Annotated in this window: 19 protein-coding genes; 12 read left to right on the forward strand and 7 right to left on the reverse strand. The window is 63.9% G+C overall.

Going from position 1 to position 24818, the window contains the following annotated elements:
- Positions 1–894, forward strand: an 894-nt coding sequence (cysD, locus tag HXS66_RS15455; RefSeq protein ID WP_255303303.1) for a sulfate adenylyltransferase subunit CysD, incomplete at its 5' end; no start/stop codon positions are given.
- Between the two features lie 178 nt (positions 895–1072).
- Positions 1073–2524 carry a sulfate adenylyltransferase subunit CysN gene (gene cysN / locus HXS66_RS15460; RefSeq protein WP_084208200.1) on the forward strand — a complete coding sequence of 484 codons (1452 nt, stop codon included), beginning with the start codon at positions 1073–1075 and terminating at the stop codon, positions 2522–2524.
- Between the two features lie 203 nt (positions 2525–2727).
- Here cysN and HXS66_RS15465 read toward each other — a convergent pair whose 3' ends face one another.
- Complete coding sequence (locus HXS66_RS15465; protein ID WP_176503988.1) at positions 2728–3945, reverse strand: globin domain-containing protein; 1218 nt, start codon at positions 3943–3945, stop codon at positions 2728–2730.
- Positions 3946–4202: 257 nt separating this feature from the next.
- Here HXS66_RS15465 and norR point away from each other — a divergent pair, with 257 nt between their 5' ends.
- On the forward strand, positions 4203–5948 hold the full coding sequence (gene norR / locus HXS66_RS15470) for a nitric oxide reductase transcriptional regulator NorR (RefSeq protein WP_176503989.1): 1746 nt from the start codon (positions 4203–4205) through the stop codon (positions 5946–5948).
- 95 nt (positions 5949–6043) lie between these two features.
- Here the strand turns inward: norR and cmoB are convergent, their stop codons facing one another.
- A complete protein-coding gene (gene cmoB, locus HXS66_RS15475; protein WP_176503990.1) occupies positions 6044–7072 on the reverse strand; it encodes a tRNA 5-methoxyuridine(34)/uridine 5-oxyacetic acid(34) synthase CmoB in 1029 nt (342 codons plus the stop codon).
- A 31-nt stretch (positions 7073–7103) separates the two neighbouring features.
- Positions 7104–7850: a carboxy-S-adenosyl-L-methionine synthase CmoA gene (gene cmoA, locus HXS66_RS15480; protein ID WP_176503991.1), complete on the reverse strand. Its 747-nt coding sequence runs from the start codon at positions 7848–7850 to the stop codon at positions 7104–7106.
- Between the two features lie 204 nt (positions 7851–8054).
- Here cmoA and pgi point away from each other — a divergent pair, with 204 nt between their 5' ends.
- The 6 genes from pgi (at position 8055) to HXS66_RS15510 (ending at position 16866) form a co-directional block, all read left to right on the forward strand.
- A complete protein-coding gene (pgi, locus tag HXS66_RS15485) occupies positions 8055–9758 on the forward strand; it encodes a glucose-6-phosphate isomerase (RefSeq protein WP_084208205.1) in 1704 nt (567 codons plus the stop codon).
- A 139-nt stretch (positions 9759–9897) separates the two neighbouring features.
- A complete protein-coding gene (locus tag HXS66_RS15490; RefSeq protein WP_077374251.1) occupies positions 9898–10644 on the forward strand; it encodes a YqiA/YcfP family alpha/beta fold hydrolase in 747 nt (248 codons plus the stop codon).
- A gap of 154 nt (positions 10645–10798) precedes the next feature.
- The gene (gene parE, locus HXS66_RS15495) at positions 10799–12679 is read left to right on the forward strand and encodes a DNA topoisomerase IV subunit B (RefSeq protein WP_077374248.1); all 1881 of its coding nucleotides are present in this window, start codon (positions 10799–10801) and stop codon (positions 12677–12679) included.
- 161 nt (positions 12680–12840) lie between these two features.
- Complete coding sequence (parC, locus tag HXS66_RS15500) at positions 12841–15117, forward strand: DNA topoisomerase IV subunit A (RefSeq protein WP_077374245.1); 2277 nt, start codon at positions 12841–12843, stop codon at positions 15115–15117.
- A 67-nt stretch (positions 15118–15184) separates the two neighbouring features.
- Entirely contained in the window at positions 15185–16396 is a 1212-nt protein-coding gene (gene serB / locus HXS66_RS15505; RefSeq protein WP_077374242.1) for a phosphoserine phosphatase SerB, read from the forward strand.
- A gap of 221 nt (positions 16397–16617) precedes the next feature.
- A complete protein-coding gene (locus HXS66_RS15510) occupies positions 16618–16866 on the forward strand; it encodes a TIGR02647 family protein (RefSeq protein WP_077374239.1) in 249 nt (82 codons plus the stop codon).
- Between the two features lie 107 nt (positions 16867–16973).
- Here the strand turns inward: HXS66_RS15510 and HXS66_RS15515 are convergent, their stop codons facing one another.
- Both HXS66_RS15515 and epmB read right to left on the reverse strand, forming a co-directional pair.
- The gene (locus tag HXS66_RS15515; protein ID WP_077374236.1) at positions 16974–17333 is read right to left on the reverse strand and encodes a 5-carboxymethyl-2-hydroxymuconate Delta-isomerase; all 360 of its coding nucleotides are present in this window, start codon (positions 17331–17333) and stop codon (positions 16974–16976) included.
- 161 nt (positions 17334–17494) lie between these two features.
- The gene (epmB, locus tag HXS66_RS15520; RefSeq protein ID WP_176503992.1) at positions 17495–18661 is read right to left on the reverse strand and encodes an EF-P beta-lysylation protein EpmB; all 1167 of its coding nucleotides are present in this window, start codon (positions 18659–18661) and stop codon (positions 17495–17497) included.
- 93 nt (positions 18662–18754) lie between these two features.
- Here epmB and efp point away from each other — a divergent pair, with 93 nt between their 5' ends.
- The gene (gene efp / locus HXS66_RS15525; protein WP_077374233.1) at positions 18755–19321 is read left to right on the forward strand and encodes an elongation factor P; all 567 of its coding nucleotides are present in this window, start codon (positions 18755–18757) and stop codon (positions 19319–19321) included.
- Positions 19322–19441: 120 nt separating this feature from the next.
- Positions 19442–20518: an EF-P lysine aminoacylase EpmA gene (epmA, locus tag HXS66_RS15530; RefSeq protein WP_373996133.1), complete on the forward strand. Its 1077-nt coding sequence runs from the start codon at positions 19442–19444 to the stop codon at positions 20516–20518.
- A 484-nt stretch (positions 20519–21002) separates the two neighbouring features.
- Here the strand turns inward: epmA and asd are convergent, their stop codons facing one another.
- The gene (asd, locus tag HXS66_RS15535) at positions 21003–21911 is read right to left on the reverse strand and encodes an archaetidylserine decarboxylase (protein WP_176503993.1); all 909 of its coding nucleotides are present in this window, start codon (positions 21909–21911) and stop codon (positions 21003–21005) included.
- A gap of 154 nt (positions 21912–22065) precedes the next feature.
- Positions 22066–22959 (reverse strand): sulfurtransferase, encoded by an 894-nt coding sequence (locus HXS66_RS15540; RefSeq protein WP_077374227.1) that lies wholly within the window; start codon positions 22957–22959, stop codon positions 22066–22068.
- Positions 22960–23436: 477 nt separating this feature from the next.
- Between HXS66_RS15540 and HXS66_RS15545 the strand changes: the two genes are divergently transcribed.
- Positions 23437–24771 (forward strand): NCS2 family permease, encoded by a 1335-nt coding sequence (locus tag HXS66_RS15545; RefSeq protein WP_084208211.1) that lies wholly within the window; start codon positions 23437–23439, stop codon positions 24769–24771.
- The last annotated feature ends 47 nt before the right edge of the window (positions 24772–24818 follow it).

A 24818-nucleotide genomic window follows, 5' to 3' on the forward strand; every position in this document is an offset into this window, starting at 1 on the left:
CAGACCCACCTCAAGCAGCTCGAGGCCGAGTCCATCCACATCATTCGTGAAGTGGCGGCCGAGTTCTCCAATCCGGTCATGCTCTACTCCATCGGCAAGGACTCCGCCGTGATGCTGCACCTGGCGCGCAAGGCCTTCGCGCCGGGCGTGCCGCCGTTCCCCCTGATGCACGTCAACACCACCTGGAAATTCCAGGAGATGATCAAGTTCCGCGATGAGATGGCCGCGGAAGTCGGCATGGAATTGATCGAGCACATCAATCAGGAAGGTGTCGAGGCGAACATCAACCCGTTCGAGCACGGCAGCGCCAAGTACACCGATATCATGAAGACCCAGTCGCTGAAGCAGGCGCTGGACAAGCATGGATTCGATGCGGCCTTCGGCGGTGCGCGTCGTGACGAGGAAGCCTCACGCGCGAAAGAGCGTGTCTACTCCTTCCGTGACCAGTACCACCGCTGGGACCCCAAGAATCAGCGCCCGGAGCTGTGGAACATCTACAACTCCAAGATCAACAAGGGCGAGTCCATCCGCGTCTTCCCGCTCTCCAACTGGACCGAGCTGGACATCTGGCAGTACATCTACCTCGAGTCCATCAAGATCGTGCCGCTCTACTACTCCGCCGTGCGTCCGGTGGTGAAGCGTGATGGCCTCGACATCATGGTCGATGACGACCGTCTGCCGCTCAAGGACGGCGAAGTGCCGGAGATGAAGTCCGTGCGCTTCCGCACCCTGGGGTGCTACCCGCTGACCGGCGCCGTGGAATCCACCGCCGCGACCCTGCCGGAAATCATCCAGGAAATGCTGCTGACCCGTACCAGTGAGCGCTCCGGTCGTGCCATCGATCACGATCAGGCAGGCTCCATGGAGAAGAAGAAGCGCGAAGGGTATTTCTAGTCGCCAATTCTCGCTAGGCCCATTGCCTCACGAGGCCCCATCCTGCTGATTCCGCCTCGTGCTTGATGACCTGAACGAACAATTCGCCCGATGAATCGGCTCGCAGCCTCACGAGACACTGGCTCGTGATACTGGCTCGCCAGCTCATCAGGCCCATGACAGCGGCAAGGAGAAGAGTGTGTCCCACGCGTCAGACAAGATTTCCGCGGATATCGAAGCCTATCTGCAAGAGCACGAGCGCAAGGACCTGCTGCGCTTCATCACCTGCGGTAGCGTCGATGACGGCAAGTCGACCCTGATCGGTCGTCTGCTGTTCGACTCCAAGCTGATCTATGAAGATCAGCTGGCCTCCATCACCCAGGCCTCCAAGACCAGCGGCACCACCGGTGATGAAGTCGATCTGGCCCTGCTGGTCGATGGCCTGCAGTCCGAGCGTGAGCAGGGCATCACCATCGATGTCGCCTATCGCTTCTTCTCGACCGACAAGCGCAAGTTCATCATCGCCGATACCCCGGGGCATGAGCAGTACACCCGCAACATGGCCACCGGTGCCTCGTCCGCGAGCCTGGCGATCATCCTGATCGATGCGCGCTACGGCGTGCAGACCCAGACCCGTCGTCACAGCTTCATCGCCGACCTGCTGGGTATCCAGCATCTGGTGATCGCGGTCAACAAGATGGATCTGGTCGACTACTCCGAGGCGCGCTTCAACGAGATCGTCGCCGAGTATCAGGAATTCGCCGACAAGTTGAATGCACCGGATATCCGCTTCGTGCCGATGTCTGCGCTCAAGGGCGACAACGTCGTCAATCGCAGCCCGTCACTCGACTGGTACACCGTCGATGGTCAGGCCGGACCGTCGCTGCTGGAGGTGCTGGAAACCGTCGAACTGACTCGCGATCAGAACCTCAGCGATCTGCGCTTCCCGGTGCAGTACGTCAATCGTCCCAACCTCGATTTCCGTGGCTATTGCGGCACGCTGGCGGCCGGTGTCGTGCGTCCGGGTGACAGCGTCAAGGTGCTGCCGTCCGGCAAGATCTCGACCATCGAGCGCATCGTCACCTTCGATGGCGACCTAGAGATCGCCTATCCGGGCCAGGCCATCACACTGACGCTTGATGACGAGATCGACATCTCGCGCGGTGACTGGCTGGTGGCGGCAGACGCCGAACTGCCGCTCTCCAATGCGCTGGAAGCGGATGTCGTCTGGATGCATGAGAAGCCGCTGCAACCGGGCCGTCAGTACGATATCAAGCTGGCGACCCGTGATCTGACCGGGCAGGTCAGTGCCATCGATTACCTCTACGACGTCAACACGCTGGAGCATCACGAGGGCGACAGCCTGGCACTGAACGCCATCGGCCGCGTCCAGCTCGAGCTGACCCAGTCGGTGCCGGTGGACGACTACCGTTCAAGCCCGGGCACCGGCAGCTTCATCGTCATCGATCGTCTGAGCAACGTGACCGTCGGCGCGGGCATGATTCGTGGCGTGGGCCGCTCCGGCACGCAGGCAACCACGCAGCAGACCGATTGGGCCGCGTTTGAAGCCGATCTCAACGCGCTGGTACGCAAGCACTTCCCGCACTGGGAAGCCCGCGACGTGCGTGAGCTGCTGGGCCGTGGCAACTAAGTCTTTGCAACAGAGTCTTGGCAACATGAGTCGCGGTAACGGAGTCGGGCCGGCACGGTCGACTCCGTCGCATGACCCGATAACAACAACGCTGGACACGCGATAACAACACGGCCTGCTGGATATGAAGCCGGAGAACGCAGAAGCCCCCATGGCCGCAAGGCGATGGGGGCTTTTTGCATGGTGCGGGCCACGTCAGCGCATCAGCCGGCAGCGGCGTCGATGGCAAGCGGTGCGGAGGGGCCGAAGTGCTCGTGATGGCACTGGGTGAGCGGTACGCCGATGCGATTGAGATGCTGGATCATGCTCTGCATGAAGCCATGCGGACCGATCACGAAGGCCTGCAGGGACTCGGCACTGGCACCTGTCGCGGCAATCTGACGTGCCAGCCAGTCGCGCTCGATGATGCCCAGGTGCGCATGCGTCGGCAGAGTGTCAGCCTTCTCGTAGCAGACCTGATAATGCAGCTGCTCAGGATACTGCGCGACCAGTGATTGCAGCGTGGTGTCGAAGGCATGTACCTCGGGATTGCGGGCCGCATGCAGATAGATCACCTGACGGCCCGCCGCGAGCGCTGCCTCCAGCAGCGAGAGCATCGGTGTCTGGCCGACCCCGGCAGACAGCAGCAGTACCGGGGCCTCGGGGCTCTGGGGCGCGGCATGCTCGAAGGTCAGCTCGCCGGCCGGCGGCAGCAGATCGATCTCGTCACCCACGTTCAGCGCATGCAGATACTGGCTGGACTGGCCGTGGTCTTCACGCTTGACCGAGATACGGCAGAAGCGCTCGTCCGGTGCGTGTGACAGGCTGTAGTGGCGATGGATCACGCCCTGCGGCGTCGTCAGGCGCATGCCGATGTACTGGCCCGGCAGGAAGGAGAACATCGGCCCTTCCACTGGCGCCAGGTACAGCGAGCGAATCTCGCGGCTCTCGTCCTCCGTGCGCACGATGCGAAAGCGGCGCAGCCCCTGCCAGCCGCCGCGAGTGGCAGCGAAGCTGTCGTAGCGGCCCTGCTCGGCGGCGATCAGCACGGCGGCCAGCTCTCCGTAGAGGGCGCCCCAGGCGTCGGCGATCTCCGGCGTGACGGCGTCTCCCAGCACCTCACCGATGGCGGCCATCAGGCACTCGCCGACGATGGGGTAGTGCTCGGGCAGGATATTGAGCGAGACGTGCTTGCTGACCACGGGCGCGAGCAGGCGGTCCACCGCCTCACGCGAGTGGCGTGCGCCGACATAGGCGAGCACGGCGCCGGCCAGCGCACGGGCCTGACCACCACTGGCCTGGTGCGTCTGATTGAACAGCGGCTTCACTTCGGGATAGCGCTCGAACATCAGCGGATAGAAGCGCGCGGTAATGGCGTTGAGGTGCTCGGCGACGACGGGAGCGGTGGCGGCGATCAGGTCTTCCTGGGCGTTGGTCAGCATGACGGTACCTCGTGATGAATGTCGCCATGAAGAGAGCAAGGGCCATGCCAACTCGTCAGGCCAGTATCCATGCGTCCCCGAGAGTGGTGATGTGAAAAATACACGACGTGAGAATGTGTCAAGATGACATCTTGCGTGTCATGATGACATCATCTGTCGCCATGACGATGTCTTGCGACACGCCGTCGCGTGAGCCGCGTGCTCATCACCCAGTACCTCGCCCGCCATTTCCGGTTGACTGACGTCAGGAATCCCGCATGCCCGAGACTCCCTTGCCACGCAATGATACGCCCCTTGCCGCCCTGAACGCCTGGCTTGCTGCCTGGTTGACGGAAGAGGAGGGCGGCAAGCGGCGTGCCTTGCCATGGACCCGTCTGCTGGCCGCGATCATGCAGCGTCTGCCCGGTGAGGCCGCGACGCTGATGCGCTATCTGCCGGAGCGTGACGAGTTGCTGCCGCTGGCCACGCATGGGCTACCTGCCGAGGTGCGCGGTCGGCGCTTTGCGTTGTCAGAGCATCCGCGGCTCAAGGCGATTGCCGAGCACACCGGTGTCTATCGCTTCGCGGTGGACAGTGACCTGCCGGACCCCTTCGATGGCCTGTTGGGGGAAGTGCATGGGCCGGATTTGCTGGTGCACGACTGTGCGGGTATCGCGCTGCGCGAAGGGGACAGGTTGCTGGGCGTGATGACCTTCGATGCGCTGACACCTGGTGTGCTGGCCCCGCTGGAAGCGCTGGAGGTACGGCAGGTCGGCGATGCCGAGCTGGCAGACGTCCTGGCGCAGGAGCATCAGGAGCATCAGGAGCTTCATGACCTGCTGACGCTGCCCACCTGCTGTCTGGCGCTGGCATCACGGCTTGAGCGTGGGGCCGCTCCGCTGACCGGCATGGCAGCGCTTGCGCCGGGCATGACACCGCAGGCCCAAAGGACCTGTCCGCAGCGCGGGCCAGCGATGGCGAGACTGGAGGCACAGCTGGAAGCGGTAGCCGATACCGACATGACGGTGCTGGTGACGGGCGAGACCGGGGTGGGCAAGGAGGGCGTGGTCCAGCGGTTGCACGATGCGTCGCGTCGCGCCAGTCGGCCTCTGGTGCGCATCAACTGTGCCGCGCTGGCACCGGAACTGGTCGAGAGTGCGCTGTTCGGGCATCGGCGAGGGGCCTTCTCCGGCGCGTCCCATGATCACCGTGGCCATTTCGTGATGGCCGATGGCGGCACCCTGCTGCTGGACGAGATCGGTGAGCTGCCACTGGCGCTGCAGCCCAAGCTGCTGCGGGTGCTGCAGGAAGGTGAATTGCAGCCGCTGGGCAGCGATCGCGTGGTCAGGGTGGACGTGCGCGTCATCGCGGCGACCAATCGTGATCTCGAGGCCGAAGTCGCCGCCGGGCATTTCCGCGAAGATCTCTACCACCGCCTGAGTGTCTATCCGCTCAGGGTACCGCCGCTGCGTGAGCGCGGACGAGCGGATCTGCTGGCGCTGGCGGGAACCTTTCTCGAGCACAACCGCACGCGCCTCGGGCTGGGCAACCTGCGCCTGACGCCGGCGGCGGAGCGTCTGCTGTGTGACTACCCGTGGCCCGGCAATGTGCGTGAGCTGGAGCACTGTCTGAGTCGCGCCGCCCTGCATGCGCGGCTGGCGCAGGGGGCTCATCCGACGCGCCTGCGCGCCGATGGGCGTCAGCTGGTGGTGATCACGCCGGAGCTGCTGGGGCTGGAGGCGAGTGCCGAGGTGGCGCACGAGCAGGCCGGTGGCATTGCCCTCCACGCCGCACAGGAGGGGCATGGCACGATTCAGGCGGGGAGAGCGAACCCGGCGCAGCGTCATGTCCTGCAGGACATCGATGAAGCGCTGGGGCTGCGTGATGCCACCGAGGCGTTTCAGCGCGAGCACATCTCGCGGGTCTGGCTGGCGAGTGATCGCAACTGGGCAGAGGCCGCGCGCAGGCTCAAGGTCGATCGCGGCAATCTGTATCGACAGGCCCGGCGGTTGGGCATCGTGTGAGGCGAGAGACGAAGACGGCGGTGCTCGATGAGCGCCGCCGACGTGTGTCGTCTGCCCTGACGCAGACATCGCTGGGAGAGAAGGTGCTGCGCAGATCAGGCGCGCGTGGCCATCAGCACCGCACGCCGTGGTGCCGGATGGCCTTCACGGGTCAGGCGTGGGTCGTCAGGGTCGAGGAAGTCGCTCAGCGAGTGATAGGTCATCCAGTCGGTCGAGCGTTGCTCATCCAGCGTGGTCACCGCTTCATCGACGATGCGCACGTCCTTGAAACCGGCGCGCTCACACCAGTGGGCCAGCGCCCGGGAGGACGGCAGGAAGTAGACATTGGGCATGGCGGCGTAGCGCTCGCCGGGCATCAGTACCGTCGTCACGTCACCTTCCACCACCAGGGTTTCCAGCACCAGTTCGCCGCCGGGGCGCAGGGCATCGCGCAGCTGGAAGAGGTGGTCCATCGGCGAGGGGCGATGATAGAGCACCCCCATCGAGAACACGGTGTCGAAGGCGGCCATCTTCGCAGGGACGTCCTCGATGCCCACCGGCAGGAAGTGCAGGTTGCGCCCCTGGGGGTGATCCGCGCCGATGAAGTGACGCACGGCATGGAACTGGCAGTAGAAGCGCGGGGAAGGGTCGATCACCAGCGTGAAGGCGGCACCAGCGCCGACCATGCGCCAGCCGTGGTAACCATTGCCGCCCCCGACATCCAGCACGCGACGGTGAGTGAGATCCGACAGATGCGGCGCGAGGCGCTGCCACTTCCAGTCGGAGCGCCATTCGGTATCGATATGGATCTCGTCGAGCTGATAGGGGCCCTTGCGCCACGGCATCATGGCGCGCAGCAGATTCTCGCTCTGGCGTTGCTGCCCCGTGCTCAGGCCTGTCGGAAAGCATGCACCGACACGGTCGGCATCCAGCTGCACCTCGCGCTCGTCAGGTAGCGTCGGCAGCTTCTCCAGTGCCCCGTGCCAGGCCTTGAGGTCAGCATGGCGCTTGCGGTCCAGACCCTTGGCCAGTTGCTCGGGCAGGGCGCCCAGCCAGCGGGCGAAGCCGTCACCGACGGCGCCTGGCTCACAGGCAAGCTCGGTGAAGGCGCGGTAAAGATCACGATCGTAGGGGGAAATGCTCATGCGCTGGGTCGGGTCCGTGCAGGCGTAGCGGTCATTCGGCGGCTTTGAAAGCGACCATCGAGGCAAAGTTCAGGTATTGCAGCCAGGTGTGGCTGCGCGCGAAGCCGGCGCGTGCCAGGCGCGCATGGTGAGTGGCGAGACTGTCGGGCTTCATCACGTCCTCCAGCGCTTCGCGTTTCTGCGAGATCTCGAGGTCGGAGTAGCCGTTGGCGCGCTTGAAGTCGTGATAGCGCTCGATCAACCAGGCGTTCTCGACCGGGTCGTCGCTGATGATCTTCTCGGACAGGATCAGCACGCCGCCGGGCTCCAGCGCCGCAAACAGCTTGTCGATCACGGCGTCGCGGTCCTGCGGCGGCAGAAACTGCAGGGTGAAGTTGACCACGATCATTCCGGCAGGCTGGTACTCCAGGGTGCGGATATCGGCTTCACTGACGTTGATGCGATGGTCCGGGAAGGCGTCGGCGAGCTCGCGGCTGGCGCGCTCGACCATCGGCCGGGACAGATCGACGGCTTCGATCTCGATGTCCTGGGCCGCCATCTCACGTGCCAGTGCCATGCTGGCAGCCCCCAGCGAGCAGCCCAGATCATAGACGCGTGCGCCAGGGCGCAGGTGGGCGCGGGCCATCAGCCCCAGCATGGCGATGATCTGACCGTACCCCGGCACCGAACGGCGCAGCATGTCCGGGAAGCAGCTGACGACCTGTTCGTCGAAGGAGAAGCTGGCAACACGGTCAAGGGGTGTCGTAAATATCGCGTCACGGTAAGATGCATCACTCATGGATCAAGGCTTCATCGGGCAGAGGGCCTGGGCGACATGCCATTGGCCGGGGAGCGGCTGGGCTGAGTGCCCTGCTGGGCCCGCCATTCTACGCATTCGAGGTGCCTGACGCACCCGCCGCGGCTTGCCGATGATGCCTCCATCAACCGATTTCTGACCGGGCCACGCAGGGCCGGTCGCGACACTTCAAGGAGAGAGGTGGCCATGTCCACTCCATCGTCTGCACGTTCTGCCCGCCGTAACAGTCAGGCCTGGCAGGCCCTCGCGCGTCATCATCAGGAGCAGATGGCCGATGTGCACCTGAAGGACCTGTTCGCCGAGGATGCGGCGCAAGGGCGCGATCGAGTGACGACCTTCACCCGTTCTGCCGCGGGCCTGCGCCTGGATCTCTCCAAGCAGCGGCTCAAGCAGGAGACCCTGGAGCTGCTGCTGGAGCTGGCGCGGGAAACCGGTGTCGAGCAGGGCATCAAGCGTCTGCTGGCCGGTGAGCACGTCAATCGCTCGGAAGATCGCCCGGCCCTGCACGCGGCCCTGCGTCTGCCACGCTCAGCAAGTCTCGAGGTGGATGGCGAGGATGTGGTACCTGCCATCCACGAGAGCCTCGAGCGGCTCGCCGAGATGGTCGAGACCTTCCATAGCGGGCAGTGGCGTGGCGCCACCGGCAAGCCGATCACCGATGTGGTCAATCTGGGGGTCGGTGGCTCGGACCTGGGGCCGCTGATGGTCTCGAGCGCGCTGAGCGATTGCCGTCCCAAGGGCGTCCATGAGGTCGGCGTGCACTTCGCCTCGACCATGGATGGCTCACAGCTGGCGGACTACCTGCAGTCCTTCAGTCCGGAAACCACCTTGTTCATCCTGTCGTCCAAGTCATTCTCCACCATCGACACGCTCTCCAATGCGCGCACCGCGCGTGACTGGCTGAAGTCGCGCCTTGACCCGCAAGGCCGTCTGGAAGGACTGATCAATCGCCAGCACTTCATCGGCGCATCCGCCAAGCCGGAGAAGATGAGCGAGTGGGGTATCGCGCCGGAACATCAGCTGCTGTTCTGGGACTGGGTCGGCGGGCGCTACTCGCTGTGGGGCACCATCGGACTGCCCATCGCGCTCAATGTCGGCATGGACAACTTCCGTCGCCTGCTGGCGGGGGCGCATGAGCTGGATGAACATTTCCGCACCGCACCACTGGAAGACAATCTGCCGGTATTGCTGGCGCTGGCGGGTATCTGGAACAACAACTTCCTCGATATTCGCGCCCACTCCATCCTGCCCTACGACGGCCGCCTGGAATACTTCGCCAGCTACCTCGAGCAGCTGGAAATGGAATCCAACGGCAAGTCGGTCACCAACGATGGCGAGATGGTCGATTACTCCACCTGCCCGGTGCTGTGGGGCCAGCTGGGCCCGAACGCCCAGCATGCCTTCTATCAGCTGCTGCATCAGGGTACCCAGGCAGTGGAATGTGACTTCATCGCGCCGATGCGTCGCTATGACCATGTCGAGGACGCCGAGACCCGTGCCCACCTCAAGGCGCAGCACCGTCTGACACTGGCCAACTGCTTTGCCCAGTCGCGCGTGCTGATGCTGGGCGATGACGCGATACCGGGTGACGAGGCCCAGCCGAATCACAAGCGTTATCGTGGCAATCAGCCCTCGACCACCCTGCTGCTGGAAGCGCTGACGCCGGAAACCCTGGGGGCCCTGATCGCGCTTTACGAGCAGAAGGTCTTCGTCCAGGCCACCATCTGGGACATCAATCCGTTCGATCAGTGGGGCGTGGAGCTGGGCAAGCAGATCGCCACCGCGACGGAAGCGACCATGACCACGGGAGAAGGCTTCGAGCAGCTGGACGCTTCCAGTCGTGCCTTGATCGAGTCCGTGTGGGCCGCCCAGGGGCAGGACCCGCGCTGACGGGGGATCACGCAGGTGATCATCCTCTGTTGATTTATACAGTATTCTCGCTATCCTATATGGGAATCAATCGTTTACACTAGACACCTTGCCGCGAACCGAGCGTGAGCCGTTCGGTTCGCGCGTGTCGGGAGCGCTGATGAGCCGTCCCCATTACCCTGCGCAGGCAGGCGTTGTCGTTCCTCCGGTCAGGGGCGTGTTGTACCTGCATGGTTTCAACTCGGCCAGTTGCTCGCCCAAGGCGCAGTTGATGAAGCGTGCGGCCGCCGAATTCGGTCTGCCCTGCGTCGCGCCTGACATCCCACCTCAACCCGCTGCCGGGCAGGCGGTGGTGGAGGAGGCCTACCAGGCGCTCTGCGCGCAGTTGGATCTCGACCCGGCTGACCCTGCCTGTGACGACGCCATCGTGGTGATCGGCAGCTCCATGGGTGGCTTTCTGAGCACCTGGCTTGCCGCGCGTGAGGCTGCGCGACTCGATGGACCCCAGGGCCGCGAGCAGAGCGTATGGCGTCAGGGGCCGCGCACGGTATTGATCAATCCAGCCGTGCGCCCGGTCAGGCTTGTCACGGCATGGCTGGGGTCTACCCACGCCAACCCCTATACCGGCGAGTCCTTCACCGTCACCGAAGCATTCGGGCCGGCGCTGGCCGCACTGGAAGCGATCCCCGTCACGCCGCAGCGCACCCTCGTGCTGCTTGCCACGGCGGACGAGACATTGGACGTCAACGATGCCGCAAGCCTCTATCAGGATTGCCGGCTGATCCTCACGCCGGGAGGGGATCATGGATTTGCCAGACTGGCGGAGTACCTGCCTGCCATCATGGCGCATGCCGGCCATCGTCTGGCCCCGTCGCTTGCGACATCCTTCCACGTCGCACCCTGCTAACGTGTCGAGGACGGTTGGGCGTGCGGGCCGGACAGGAAGATGAATCCGTCATCGGATCGTTCGGCCAGCGGCGACTCTCTTCAGAAAATCAGGCAGAAGCATCGCCATCCGTGATGCGTCTGCCGGACGTCAACACCAAGGACACAAGGCTGCGATGAGTCAGTACAGCGCCAGTTCCATCGAGGTTCTCTCCGGCCTCGAACCGGTCCGCAAGCGGCCCGGCATGTATACCGATACCACTCGGCCCAACCACCTGGTCCAGGAAGTCATCGACAACTCCGTCGATGAGGCGCTGGCGGGTCACGCGAAGGAAGTGCGCGTGAAGCTGCTGGAAGACGGCGGTATCGAGGTGGCGGATGATGGTCGTGGCATGCCCACTGATATCCACCCCGAGCATGGTGTGACCGGGATCGAGCTGATCCTCACCAAGCTGCACGCGGGGGGCAAGTTCTCCCAGGACAGCTATCGCTTCTCGGGCGGCCTGCACGGCGTGGGGGTCTCGGTGGTCAACGCCCTGTCGACACGCCTTGAGGTGGAAGTCTGCCGTGAGGGTCTGCGTCAGCGCATTGCCTTCGAGAATGGCGAGAAGGTCGAGGAGCTGAGTCAGATCGGTACCGTCGGCAAGCGCAATACCGGCACTCTGGTGCGTTTCTGGCCGGACGAGAGCTACTTCGACAGTCCGCGTCTGGCGATGGCGCGCCTGCGTCACCTGCTGCGCGCCAAGGCGGTATTGTGCCCGGGGCTCAAGGTCGTGCTGACCGAGACGGATGGCAGCGAGACGGCCTGGCATTACGAGGATGGCCTGCGCGACTATCTGCTCGGCGCCACCGATGGTTTCGAGCGACTGCCGGAATCGCCGTTCGTCGGTCATTTCGAGGATGAGGAGCATGGCGTCGACTGGGCCATCCAGTGGCTGCCGGAAGGCGGCGAACTGGTGCAGGAGCCCTACGTCAACCTGATCCCCACGCCGCTGGGCGGCACCCACGTCAATGGCCTGCGTTCCGGCCTGCTCGAGGCGCTCAAGGAATTCTGTGACTACCGCAGTCTGCTGCCGCGTGGCGTCAAGCTGAGTGCGGATGACCTGTGGGAGCGCGCCGCCTTCGTGCTGTCGGTGAAGATGCTCGATCCACAGTTCGCCGGCCAGACCAAGGAGCGCCTGTCCTCGCGCAGTGTCGCGGCCTTCGTCTCCGGCGTGGTCAAGGACGCCTTCTCGCTGTGGCTCAATCATCATGTCGACCAGGCCGAAGCGCTGGCGGAACTGGTGATCTCGGCGGCCCAGCGCCGTCTGAAGAGCGCCAAGAAGGTCGCGCGCAAGAAGGTGACTTCCGGGCCTGCGCTACCGGGCAAGCTCTCGGATTGTTCAAGCTCCGACCCTGCCGACAGTGAGCTGTTTCTGGTCGAGGGTGACTCGGCTGGCGGCAGCGCCAAGCAGGGTCGCAACCGCGAGACCCAGGCGATCCTGCCGCTGCGCGGCAAGATCCTCAATACCTGGGAAGTCGAGTCGCATGACATCTACTCCTCCCAGGAAGTCCACGACATCGCGGTCGCCATCGGGCTGGACCCGGGCTCGGATGATCTCACCAAGCTGCGCTACCACAAGGTCTGCATCCTGGCGGATGCCGACTCCGATGGCCTGCACATCGCCACGCTGCTGTGCGCGCTGTTCGTGCGGCACTTCCCGGCGCTGGTGGATGCCGGGCGTGTCTTCGTCGCCATGCCGCCGCTGTACCGCATCGACCTGGGCAAGGAAGTCCATTACGCCCTGGACGAGAGCGAGAAGGCGCACATCCTCAAGCAGCTCGAGAGCAAGCGTGGCACACCCAACGTGCAGCGCTTCAAGGGGCTGGGTGAGATGAACCCGCTGCAGCTGCGCGAGACCACCATGGCACCGGACACTCGCCGCCTGGTGCAGCTGACGCGCAGTGCGGATGACGGCACCCACGAGATGCTCGACATGCTGCTGGCCAAGAAGCGCGCCAGTGATCGCAAGAGCTGGCTCGAGGACTACGGCAACATGGCTGACATCGAGGTCTGATCATCGGTTGAGCTTTCACAGCCATTTGAACTTCGAAAGCCAACTGGGCTTCGATAGCAGTTGAACTTCGAAAGCCAGACAAGCTGCGCGACAGCATTCTTTCGGGAGCGCCACAGTCAGGCGCTCCCCGGTTTTACGCTCGTAATCAAGGTCAAGTGCCCATGAGCATGGATATCCAGGTCGCGGAGGGTGACGTCGAACGTCTGGCCCTGCGTGACTACACCGAAAAGGCGTACCTCGACTACTCGATGTACGTGATTCTCGACCGCGCCCTGCCGCATGTCGGTGATGGCATGAAGCCGGTACAGCGCCGCATCGTCTACGCCATGCGCGAGCTGTCCCTGACGGCCAACGCCAAGTACAAGAAGTCGGCGCGTACCGTCGGCGATGTGCTGGGCAAGTTCCACCCGCATGGTGACAGCGCCTGTTACGAGGCCATGGTGCTGATGGCGCAGCCGTTCAGCTATCGCTATCCGCTGGTGGATGGGCAGGGCAACTGGGGTAGCCAGGATGACCCCAAGTCCTTCGCGGCCATGCGTTACACCGAATCGCGTCTGTCGAAATATTCCGAGGTGCTGCTGTCCGAGCTCTCCCAGGGCACCGTCGACTGGGTGCCCAACTTCGATGGCACCATGAACGAGCCCAAGGTGCTGCCGGCGCGTCTGCCCAATGTGCTGCTCAACGGCACCACCGGCATCGCGGTGGGCATGGCGACCGACATTCCGCCACACAACGTGCATGAAGTCGTGGCCGCCACACGCCACCTGCTGCGCAACCCGGACTCCGACAGCGATCAGCTGATGGACTTCCTGCCGGCACCGGATTTCCCCACCGAGGCGGAGATCATCACGCCGCGCACCGACCTCGCCAAGCTCTATCGCACCGGTCGTGGCAGCGTGAAGATGCGTGCCCGCTATGTGCTGGAAGAAGGCGATATCGTGATCACGGCGCTGCCGTATCAGGTCTCCGGCGCCAAGGTGATCGAGCAGATCGCCGCCCAGATGCAGGCCAAGAAGCTGCCGATGGTCGCGGACCTGCGCGATGAGTCCGACCACGAGAACCCGACGCGCCTGCTGATTCAGCCGCGCTCCAATCGGGTCGATATTGAAGGCCTGATGGCGCACCTGTTCGCCACCACGGATCTCGAGAAGAACGCGCGCGTCAACATGAACGTCATCGACCTCAAGGGTCGCCCGCGCGTGATGGCGCTGCACGAGATGCTGGCCGAGTGGCTGCGTTATCGTCGTGCCACCGTGCGTCGCCGCCTCGAGCATCGTCTGGCCAAGGTCGAGGATCGTCTGCATATCCTCGAGGGGCTGCTGACGGCTTACCTGAATCTCGACGAGGTGATTCGCATCATCCGCGAGGAGGAAGACCCCAAGGCCAGCCTGATCGAGACCTTCCAGCTTTCCGAGCGTCAGGCCGAGGCGATCCTCGAGCTGCGTCTGCGTCACCTGGCACGCCTCGAAGAGATGAAGCTGCGGGGCGAGCAGGACGAGCTCAAGCGCGAGCGCAAGCACCTCAAGCATCTGCTGGGCAATGACGAGGCCCTGACGGACCTGATCGACAGTGAGCTCGAGCAGGCTGCCACTGACTTCGGCGATGCACGTCGCTCGCCGCTGGTTGAACGCGGCGAGGCCAAGGCGCTGTCGGAAGTCGAGCTGATGGGCGCCGACCCGATCACCGTCGCGCTGTCCGAGAAGGGCTGGATCCGTGCCGCCAAGGGGCATGATATCGACCCCGAAGGCCTGTCCTACAAGGCCGGCGATCGCTTCCATCTGGCGGCGCGCGGCAAGACCAATCAGCCGCTGGTGCTGCTGGATGACACCGGGCGCGCCTACACGCTGGCCGCGCACAATCTGCCCAGTGCGCGCGGGCAGGGCGAGCCGATCACCGGGCGCATGAATCCGGCGGCGGGGGCTTCGATGGTCGGACTGCTGCTCGATGCGCCTTCCGCGCGCTATCTGCTGGCCTCCGATGGCGGCTATGGCTTCGTGACCACGCTCGAGCAGCTCACCGGTAAGAACAAGTCCGGCAAGGCGGCGCTGACCTTGCCGCGCGGCTGTGCGGTGCTGCCGCCGGTGGCGATCCCCGAGGTGCCTGAGACGGCGCAGGGGGATGCCGCGCCGCTGGAAGTGGCGGTGGTGTCCAACGAAGGGCGTCTGCTGGTCTTCCCGCTCGCCGAGTTGCCGGAAATGTCCAAGGGCAAGGGCAACAAGATGCTGTCGATTCCGGGCGAACGCGCCGCCAATCGTGAGGAATTCGTGCGCTCGCTGGTGGTCGTGCCTGCCGGGGCCACGCTGGTGGTGCACGCCGGCAAGCGCAAGACGCTGCTCAAGGGGGCGGATCTTGACTACTATCGTGGCGAGCGTGGCCGACGCGGCAGCAAGTTGCCCAAGGGCTTCCAGAAGGTCGATCGTCTGGCCGTAGACAGTTGATGATGCCAGTGGCGAGCTGCCCTGGAGGTAACCTCTTGATGATTCATTGCTCAGGAACGATTTTCCGATGACACAACGTATCTTGATCCGCGCCACCGGTGCGGCTCGTCCGGGACAGCTGGCAGGGCTCGGTCAGGCGCTGGCCCGCAGTGGCGCACGTCTGCTGGATATCAATCAGAGCGTGACCTTCGGGCTTGTGTCGCTGGAAGCGCTGGTGGCACTGGAGGCGCAGTCCGAACTGGAAGCGGCGCTGAGTGCTGCCGGGGAACAGCTGGGACTGGATGTGCAGGCCGTGCAGGTCGGCGCCGAGGAATATGCACGCTGGAGCCATCAGCTGGAGCGCCCGCGCTGGATTCTGACGCTGCTGGCGCCGCGGCTGCCGGCGGGCATTCTCGCCGAGGTCGGCGGCCTGACGGCGGAATTCGGTATCACCGTCGAGCTCATGCATCGCCTGTCGGGGCGTGAACCGCTGGATGGCGAGTCACCGGCCGAAGGCGCCTGTGTCGAGTGCTGGCTGCGCCTGCCGGAGCACGAGACCGACATCAATGCGCTGCGCGAGAAGGCGCTGGCGCTGGGCGCGCTGCATGGTGTCGATATCGCGATCCAGGAAGACGATATCTGGCGTCGTCATCGCCGCCTGATCTGCTTCGACATGGATTCGACCCTGATCAAGACCGAGGTGATCGATGAGCTGGCGCGTCGTCATGGGGTCGGCGAGGAAGTCTCGCAAGTCACCGAGCGTGCCATGCGCGGTGAGCTGGATTTCCAGGAAAGCTTCCGTGAGCGCATGAGCAAGCTCAAGGGGCTGGACGAGTCGGTGCTGGCGGAGATCGCCGCCAACCTGCCGCTGATGGATGGGGTCGAGCGTCTGATGGCCAATCTCAAGGCGTTGGGCTATCGCACCGCGATTCTCTCCGGTGGCTTCACCTACTTCGCGCGTCACCTCCAGCAGCTGCTGGGCTTCGATGAGATCCACGCCAACGAGCTGGTGATCGTCGATGGCAAGGTGACCGGTGAGGTGCGTGAGCCTATCGTCGATGCCGAGCGCAAGGCGCTGCTGCTGCGCGAGATCGCCGAGCGTCACGGCCTGCGCATGGAGCAGACCATCGCCGTCGGGGATGGTGCCAACGACCTCAAGATGCTTGCTGAAGCGGGGCTGGGCATCGCCTTCCGCGCCAAGCCGCTGGTACGTGAACAGGCGCGTCAGTCGATCTCGACGCTGGGGCTTGATGCCGTGCTCTATCTGATGGGCTACCGCCAGCAGGACCTCAAGCACTGAGTCTGCAGTGAGTGCCTGACGGTGCCTCATCGAAAACGCCCTCACCGCGGTTGCGGTGGGGGCGTTTTCGATGTTCGGGGCGGATGGGACGGGGTCTAGTCCCAAAGCAGCAGGGTGGTTTTGCGCACGGTGACTAGACTGGTGACAGACGCCGACGACTCGGAGTCTGTCTGTTGTCGCCCTCCCAAAACGCCATTCGCCACGCCGTCAGGAGTTTGCCCATGCCGTCACCCTATGACGATGAACTGCACCTGCTGTGTCTGTTCCCGCATGACGCCGCCCTCAAGGGCTTGAAGATTCGCCACGATGCCAGTCCTGACATGGTCGCTGCGGCAGAACGTCTGCACGCCAAGGGCCTGACCACGCTGCCCGATGGTGGCTATCTGACCTCCGTGGGTCGTGAGGCTGCCGAGCATGCCCATCGTCTGAACGATCTGCTGCACGTTCCCCAGGCCATGACAGGGACCTGAACACCGCGCATGAGCCCCGGATACGGCGATATACGGGGCAGGTGCAATAACGCAAGACGCCCCGCGGCAGCCTGCCGGCGGGGCGTCTTGCGTTATCGCCTGAGGGGTCAGGCCTTGTGCTTGCGATAGGTCGCGCGCGTGATCTCGACGATCTCCACGCTGACCTCGCGAGCGGCCTCGCAGTGCGGCTTGAGGGCTTCCATCAGGATGTCCGCCAGACGCGACTTGTCGTCATCGCTTCGGCCTTCCAGCTGATGGCAGTGAAGGTTGACGAAGCCATGCTTGTGCGCCAGCGGTGCCTGATTGCCCGCCAGGCGCCAGTGACGCCAGCTTTCCGCGCGCACCTTGATGTCGCTTTCCTTGAACAGGCCGCTTTGCATGGCGGCGGCATGCAGGTCATCCATGATCGCGTCCATGTCGAGGCTGGGGGCCAGACTGTCGGCATAATCAATGACGAGATGAGGCATGTGATGGGCTCCTTGAGCGTGGCCACGCCTCTTGGGGCGTGTGCCGATGGTGATGATGGCCAGCGATTCTAGCGAAATGGGGCCGCGATGGTAGCAGATTTTCGCAAGCGCACCGCGCATGGCGCAGTGCTGACCTCAAGGTCTGATCTCATCGGTGGATTTCAACTGCGGGCAATCAGCGTGGCTCTCGTCGGGTCCGGATGGTCATCATGGCCGACAGTCTGGGCGTGGTCTGCGAGGTGGCCCGGGGAGTGAGCGCCACTCAGGGGCGTCTTGGAGCGGCGCCCGGGGATCTCGCGTACCAGACGTGGCATCAGGAAGCCGGGCAGATGCTCCAGCAGTGCCTCCATCAGGGCACAGGCGTCTTCATCGCTGATCGCGAAGTGGGCGGCCCCCTGGACGGGGTCGAAGGCATGCAGGTAGTAGGGCAGCACCCCGCACTCGAACAGTCGCTCGGCGAGGGCCGTCTGCGTTTCCACCGAGTCATTGACGCCGCGCAGGATGACGCTCTGGTTGAGCAGGGTGACCCCGGCTGCCTTGAGGCGTGTCATGGCCGCGGCGACCTCCGTGTCCAGCTCGTTGGCGTGGTTGCTGTGGATGACCAGCACCTTCTGCAGTCGCGTCGCCTTCAGCCAGTCCAGCAGCTCGGCATTGACGCGATCCGGTATCACCACCGGCAGGCGGGTGTGGATACGCAGACGCTTGAGATGCGGTATCTCGCCCAATGATTCCACCAGCCAGGCCAGTCGCCTGTCGGGAGACACGAGCGGGTCGCCACCCGAGAGGATGACCTCGTGGATGCGCTCATCGGCGCGCAGGTAGTCGAGAATGTCCTGCCATTGCGCGCGGCTGGGCTGGTGGTCTTCATAGGGAAAATGGCGCCGGAAACAATAGCGGCAATTGATCGCGCAGCCACCGCTGGCCATCAGCAGCACCCGGTTGGTGTACTTGTGGATCAGTCCCGGGAGCGGGGTGTGCTCCGCTTCTTCCAGCGGGTCGGTGACATAGCCGTCGAGCACGTCCGTCTCGCTGTCCAGTGGCAACACCTGACGCAGCAGCGGGTCATTCGGGTCTTGGGGGCGGATGCGACTGGCATAGGCCTCGGGAACGCGGATCGAGAACAGGGCATGGCCGTCGCTGGCGCCGGGAAGCCATTCGTGATCCAGTCCCAGGCGGTCCAGCAGCGCCTCGGGAGAGCGAATGACGTCGCGCAGCTGTGCACGCCAGTCACCGCGCGGACTCGAGTGGAGTGCGAGGGGTGTCACATCGTGACTTTCGCACGTCTCATGCGTGATGGTATGCAAGGATGGCGAGGTTCGGGTTATCATGCGCATCACTTCTTAGTCATGGTTGCTGCCCGTGAGGCGGCAATCTGGAATTCATGGCGGGCAAGACCCGTTAACGAGTCGAGAGCGAGCAAGATGGCCAATTATTCTACCAACGAATTCAAGTCCGGTCTGAAAGTGATGCTGGACAATGACCCCTGTGCCATCGTTGACAATGAGTTGGTCAAGCCGGGCAAGGGGCAGGCCTTCAATCGCGTCAAGCTGCGCAACCTGAAGACCGGTCGTGTGTGGGAGCGGACGTTCAAGTCCGGTGAGAGCATCGAAGCTGCCGACGTCATGGAAGTCGACATGGAATACCTCTACACCGACGGGGAAATGTGGCACTTCATGCGTACCGATGGCTCCTTCGAGCAGTATGCCGTCGATGGCAAGGCGCTGGGCGACAACATCAAGTGGCTGAAAGAGCAGGTCGTCTACACCATCACGCTGTGGAATGACAACGCGATCGCGGTGACTCCGCCGAACTTCATCGAGCTGGAAGTCGTCGAGACGGATCCGGGCCTCAAGGGCGACACCGCCAACGGTGGCTCCAAGCCGGCGACGCTGTCTTCCGGTGCCGTGGTGCGTGTCCCGCTGTTCATCAACCAGGGCGAAGTGCTCAAGGTCGATACGCGCAGTGCCGAGTACGTCTCGCGCGCCTGAGCCTTTTCGCTCACGTCGTGACCCCTCTGATGCCTCGCCTCGTGCGGGGCATCATCGTTTGTGCCGGTCAATCCTGCAGGCTGGCCACTGTTCCTTGCTGATCCACTCGTCGAGCTCGCCATGTCAGACGTCGATATTCCCTCTGATTCTCCCCAGACCCCCTTGCCGCAAGACTGGGCGCCCACCGCGACGCGAGAGCGTCTCGTGCAGCGCGCACGACTGATCAATGAGGTGCGGGCCTTCTTCGCGGAGCGTGAGGTGCTGGAGGTGGAGACGCCGGTGCTGGGGCAGGCCGGCTCGACCGACGTGGGGCTGGCCTCGTTGTCATCGTCGTTGCAACTGCCCGGTGAGCGTGAACGGGTGCCGATGTGGCTGCAGACCTCGCCGGAATTCCACATGAAGCGTCTGCTGGCGGCCGGCAGCGGGCCGATCTTCCAGATCGCGCGCGCCTTCCGCGATGGTGAGGTCAGTCGTCGCCACAATCCGGAGTTCTGCATGCTGGAGTGGTATCGCCCCGGCATGAGTCTCGAGGGCCTGAGAGAGGAAACCTGTGAGCTGATCCAGCGCGTGATGGCGCTCGGGGCGCAGCTGACCGGCAAGTCGTCGCTGCTGGACACCTCTGATGCATTAGACGCCTCAGGGGCTGGTCCTGCCGTCACGGCCTACCGTGATCTCTTCCGGCGAGTGCTGTCACTGGACCCGTTCAGTGCCTCTCTGGACGAGGTGCGCGCGGCATGCGGGCGTGAGTGCGCTGTCGATGCCAGTGACTGGTCTCATGAGACCTGCCTGGATGCGCTGATGAGTCTGGTGATCGAGCCGACATTGGGACAGGGCGCCGTGGAGCTGGTAACGGACTATCCCGCGGCCCAGGCGGCGCTGGCACGCAAGCATCGGGATGCTGAAGGGGATTGGGTGGCCTCGCGTTTCGAGGCGTATGTCGCAGGGATCGAGTTGGCCAACGGTTACGATGAGCTGACCGATGCCGCCGAGCAGGCATCGCGCTTCGCGGCTGACAATGCCGAGCGTCATGCGGCAGGCCTGCCGCAGGTCGCGGCAGACCATCGCCTGGTGGCCGCCTTGCACGCCGGGATGCCGGCAGGCAGTGGTGTGGCGCTGGGGCTGGATCGTCTGATCATGCTGGCACTGGGTGAGCGTGATATTGCCGCAGTGGTTGCCTTTCCGGCAGCACGTGCTTGAGGTGTCACGTTGCTCGCAAGCAATTGCGTTTATCTTTGACACGCTAGGGACATCTGAGTCGTCTAGACTGCAGGTATCAGACAGGGAGTCTGATGTCGTCATACCGGCGTCGTAGCGGGGCAGACATTCCCTCTGGGTACCTGCTCCATCGATCGGCACGGGGTGAGGCGATTCACATGACCGAAGGAGTGGCTGTCGGGCGCCTTTCATCGGGCATGGTGACAAGGTGTCGACAGGGGTCTCGCATGAGCTTCTCGGAGCCGCTCATGAGAGATTCCGGCAGTAGAGCCTCAAGAGAACTACGCCATTCAGGGAGGAAGACTCGCAGTTGGACGAACAGGCATGTCCAGGCACGTTGGCGAGATGCTGACGTGCAAGGATGCCAGAGGGGGCCGGTTGATACTGGTGCCTCAGTTGAAAAGGGAAGCCTGGCGGCTTCCCTTTTTTATGTGTCATCCATTGCCTTCGGCAGCGCTCCTGCCTGTCATTCGCTGTCTGGCGCGAAGGTTTCCTCATTGCCGAGGGCCGACTCGTCAACGACCTGCGACTCGCAGGAGGCTGGCCGCATGCCGAGTGACTGCCCCATGCTGACCTTCTGGCCCGGCATCAGGGTGTCATCGAACTCGACGCTGTCCGGGAAGCACATCACCACGGTGGAGCCGAGCTGGAAGCGACCCATCTCGGCGCCCCGTGCCAGCTCGATGAGTTGATCGAAGCGGGTCGTCTCGACATCGCCGGACAGTGGCGTGACCTGGCCGCTCCACACGGTCTTGATCGCCGCGACGATCATCGCGCCGACCAGCACCATGGCCATCGGGCCGTGTTCGGTCTCGAAGATGCAGACCAGGCGCTCATTGCGGGCGAAGAGGCCCGGCACATGCGTGGCGGTGGCTTCATTGACCGAGAACAGGCGTCCCGGCACGTAGGCCATCTCCACCAGGCGGCCCGCCAGGGGCATGTGGACGCGGTGATAGTCCTTCGGTGACAGATAGACGGTAGCGAAGCGGCCGTTGCGGAAGGGGGCGGCACGCTCCTCGCTGCCACCCAGCAGCTGGGTCAGCGAGAAGGCCTGACCCTTGGCCTGCACCAGGGTGCCGTGGCTGATGGCTCCGAACTGCGACAGCACACCATCGGCAGGCGAGACGAGTCCTTCCTCGATGGGGCGGGCCTCTTGCTTGAGGGCACGGGTGAAGAAGTCGTTGAAGCAGGCGTAGGCGCGCGGATTCTCCTCGAGCGCCTCGCTCATGTTGACGTCGTAGGCCTTGATGAAACGTTCGATGAAGGTGTTCTTGACCCACGGATTCTCGCAGGCGGCGATGCGCCCGATGAGGCGTGAGATCAGGTGCTGGGGTAACGGGTATTGGCTCAGAGAGAACAGCTTGGCACGATCCACGATGTTGATCCTTGCAGAAAAGAGAAGCCCGCCCCGAAGGGCGGGCGCTGACCAACGAGATGGCGGCCAGCAGGCTGGCAGCACCTTAGCCCATCGTCATTGGCCGCTCAAGCGCGGGGGCAGGCAGGGGCAGCAGCGAGCCCCCTCCGGCCGCTCAGCGTTCTATCGGCGTGTCCTCGCGATTGCCCCATTCCTTCCAGGAACCGGGATAGGCGCGAATGTCCTCGAACCCCAGTGCACGCCCCACCAGCCAGGTCAGGCCTGAGCGGTGGTGGCTCTGGCAGTGCGTCACCACATGCTGCTCGGGACTGATGCCCCGCGCGCCCAGCTCGGTGATCAACTCGGCATAGTCACGAATGCGCAGGTCGCGCTCGCGGTCCATGGCCTCGGTCCACTCGAAGTGCACGGCGCCGGGGATATGGCCAAGACGCGCGTTCTGGCCTTTTTCTCCGCGATACTCCTCCAGTGAACGGGCATCCCACACCACGACCTTCTCCTCGGGGGCCTCGGCGGACAGGCGCTCGAGAATGTCCTCGCGGGTCGCCATCACGCTGGTATCGACATAGGCGGCGTGATATTCGCTGGCCTGCCATTCGCTGGCAGCCTCACTCAGGGCAAGTCCTTCACCCTGCCAGGCATGCAGACCGCCGTTGAGATAACTGAAGCGCGTATGGCCCAGCAGCGCGAGGGTCCACAGCAGACGACCTGCCCAGCCACCGCCTTCGTCGTCATAGGCGACGACATGGCTGTCCCGCGTGATGCCCAGCTCGGACATGATGTCGGACAGCGCCTGTGGGCTCGGCACGCCGGGGATCTCGTCCTCGTTGCTGCCGACCAGGCGCTTGAAGTCGAGCAGGCGTGCACCGGGCACATGACTGGCATGACTCTCGGCCTTGAGCGGAACATCGACGATCACGATGTCCGGGTGGTCAAGCAGCGGCAGCAGCTGCGCAGGCTCGACGATCAAGGGCAGCAGGTTCTGCTCGGAGCTGAACGAGGCGGAGGCCGTCGGGTCGCAAGACGTTGACTGGGAAGAGGAGGGTGACATGGCGTGGTCCTTGCTTCATCGATGGGGATGATCCTTGTGAGCATCATGGCATGCTGGCGGCCAGTGGCGTCAAGTCGCGGCTTGCGGGGCAGATGGCGGACGCCAGGCGGTAGATGGCAGGCACTGCCATGCGCCGCTGCAGCGGTCCTGGCGAGAAACGCTCAATTCGTGCTGACTTTGCGTCTATAATGCTGCCCGTCACATGTCGGGCGAAGAATGTGACGCGCAAGTGGTGGCGAGCGCTGGTCGTCATTCACAGCGTCATGCACGGAGACGGTGCGTCATTCGCAGTGCCTTGCGCTGGTGCCATGCTCTGGCGCATCAGTGCCTTGCGCTGCGGCGGCTGTCCGTCCCTGCCTGTCAGGGACGAATCGCCACATCCGGCAGTGTCCTGCAAAGCACACAGCCTCTGAAACGCCTGCAGTGAAATCCGTCTTGTCTCCAACCAATCGCGACCTAGTCCACGGGAGTCTCACCTTGTTCGAGCGCCTCTTTTCACTTCGCGCCGAAGGCACCACGACGCGCACGGAAGTGCTGGCAGGCATTGCCACCTTCCTGGCTTCGATGTACATCATCGTGGTCAATCCCGGCATTCTGTCCGCTACGGGCATGCCGTTCAGTGCCGCACTGACCGCCACCGTGCTGGTCAGCTTCTTCGGCAGCCTGATGATGGGACTGTACGCCCGCAATCCGATCCTGGTGGCACCGGGCATGGGCATCAATGCCCTGTTCGCCTACACTATGGTGCTGGGGACCGGCATGCGCTGGGAGGTCGCGCTGGGGTGCGTCTTCTGGGCGGGTGTCATCTTCGCCATCCTGGCGCTGTTCAACGTGCGACGTCTGGTCATCGATGCGATTCCCGCTCAGCTGCGCTATGCGATTGCCTGCGGTATCGGCCTGTTCATCACCCTGATCGGGCTGGTGAATGCCAAGCTGATCGTGTCCAACCCCGTCACCGTGGTCAGTGTCGCCCCCATGACGCCCTCGCTGGTGATCTTCATGATCGGGCTGGCGCTGACGGCGGTTCTGGTCGCCAGACGTATCCATGGCGCCTTGATCATCGGCATCGTGGCGACCACCCTGATGGCGGCCACCATCGGCCGTCTGTGGGGGGACGGGACTGCCTACTTCCCGCCCGAGATCGCGCAGCCGACGCTGGTCAACTTCACCGGCATCTTCGCGGCACCTGATTTCAGCGGCCTGCTGGCACTGGATTTCATGGGCTCGCTGAAGATCGCCTACGTGCCCTTCATCTTCGTCATCCTGTTCACGGTGTTCTTCGATGCCCTGTCCACCTTCATGGCGGTCGCTGAGGCGGGCAATCTGAAGGATGAGAATGGTGACCCGCGCAACATCCGTCGCTCGATGATGGTCGATGCCTTCTCGGCGCTGGTCTCCGCACCGCTGGGCACCAGCCCTGCCAACGCCTATATCGAATCGGCGGCCGGCATCAGCCAGGGTGGGCGCACCGGTCTCGTCGCCGTGGTCGTGGCACTGTGCTTCCTGCCGTTCCTGTTCCTGGCGCCGTTGCTGTCGCTGGTGCCTGCCATCGCCACCGCGCCGGCGCTGATTCTGGTCGGCGTGTTCATGATGGAGCCGATTCGCAAGATTCACTGGCACCAGTTCGATGATGCGATTCCGGCCTTCATCGCCATGGTGATGATCCCGCTGACCTACTCCATCACCCACGGGATCGTGTTCGGCTTCCTGAGCTTCGTGATCATCAAGCTGGGGGTCGGCAAGGCGCGGGAGATTCGCCCGACCATGTGGGTGCTGTTCGCGCTGTCGATCCTGCTGTTGCTGGAAGGCTGAGGGGACGCGATTGCGTCAGACGCCTTCTCTCGGGCGAGAACGAAAAA

The organism is Cobetia sp. 5-11-6-3 (assembly GCF_013374055.1).
GTDB lineage: Bacteria > Pseudomonadota > Gammaproteobacteria > Pseudomonadales > Halomonadaceae > Cobetia > Cobetia marina.

Excerpts from the sequence above, each read along its gene's own strand:
- HXS66_RS15465 (WP_176503988.1), bottom strand. The coding sequence starts at position 3,945 with ATGCTGACCAACGCCCAGGAAGACCTGATCGCCGCCACCGCTCCCGTC.
- norR (WP_176503989.1), top strand. The coding sequence starts at position 4,203 with ATGCCCGAGACTCCCTTGCCACGCAATGATACGCCCCTTGCCGCCCTG.
- cmoB (WP_176503990.1), bottom strand. The coding sequence starts at position 7,072 with ATGAGCATTTCCCCCTACGATCGTGATCTTTACCGCGCCTTCACCGAG.
- cmoA (WP_176503991.1), bottom strand. The coding sequence starts at position 7,850 with ATGAGTGATGCATCTTACCGTGACGCGATATTTACGACACCCCTTGAC.
- pgi (WP_084208205.1), top strand. The coding sequence starts at position 8,055 with ATGTCCACTCCATCGTCTGCACGTTCTGCCCGCCGTAACAGTCAGGCC.
- HXS66_RS15490 (WP_077374251.1), top strand. The coding sequence starts at position 9,898 with ATGAGCCGTCCCCATTACCCTGCGCAGGCAGGCGTTGTCGTTCCTCCG.
- parE (WP_077374248.1), top strand. The coding sequence starts at position 10,799 with ATGAGTCAGTACAGCGCCAGTTCCATCGAGGTTCTCTCCGGCCTCGAA.
- parC (WP_077374245.1), top strand. The coding sequence starts at position 12,841 with ATGAGCATGGATATCCAGGTCGCGGAGGGTGACGTCGAACGTCTGGCC.
- serB (WP_077374242.1), top strand. The coding sequence starts at position 15,185 with ATGACACAACGTATCTTGATCCGCGCCACCGGTGCGGCTCGTCCGGGA.
- HXS66_RS15510 (WP_077374239.1), top strand. The coding sequence starts at position 16,618 with ATGCCGTCACCCTATGACGATGAACTGCACCTGCTGTGTCTGTTCCCG.
- HXS66_RS15515 (WP_077374236.1), bottom strand. The coding sequence starts at position 17,333 with ATGCCTCATCTCGTCATTGATTATGCCGACAGTCTGGCCCCCAGCCTC.
- epmB (WP_176503992.1), bottom strand. The coding sequence starts at position 18,661 with ATGATAACCCGAACCTCGCCATCCTTGCATACCATCACGCATGAGACG.
- efp (WP_077374233.1), top strand. The coding sequence starts at position 18,755 with ATGGCCAATTATTCTACCAACGAATTCAAGTCCGGTCTGAAAGTGATG.
- epmA (WP_373996133.1), top strand. The coding sequence starts at position 19,442 with ATGTCAGACGTCGATATTCCCTCTGATTCTCCCCAGACCCCCTTGCCG.
- HXS66_RS15540 (WP_077374227.1), bottom strand. The coding sequence starts at position 22,959 with ATGTCACCCTCCTCTTCCCAGTCAACGTCTTGCGACCCGACGGCCTCC.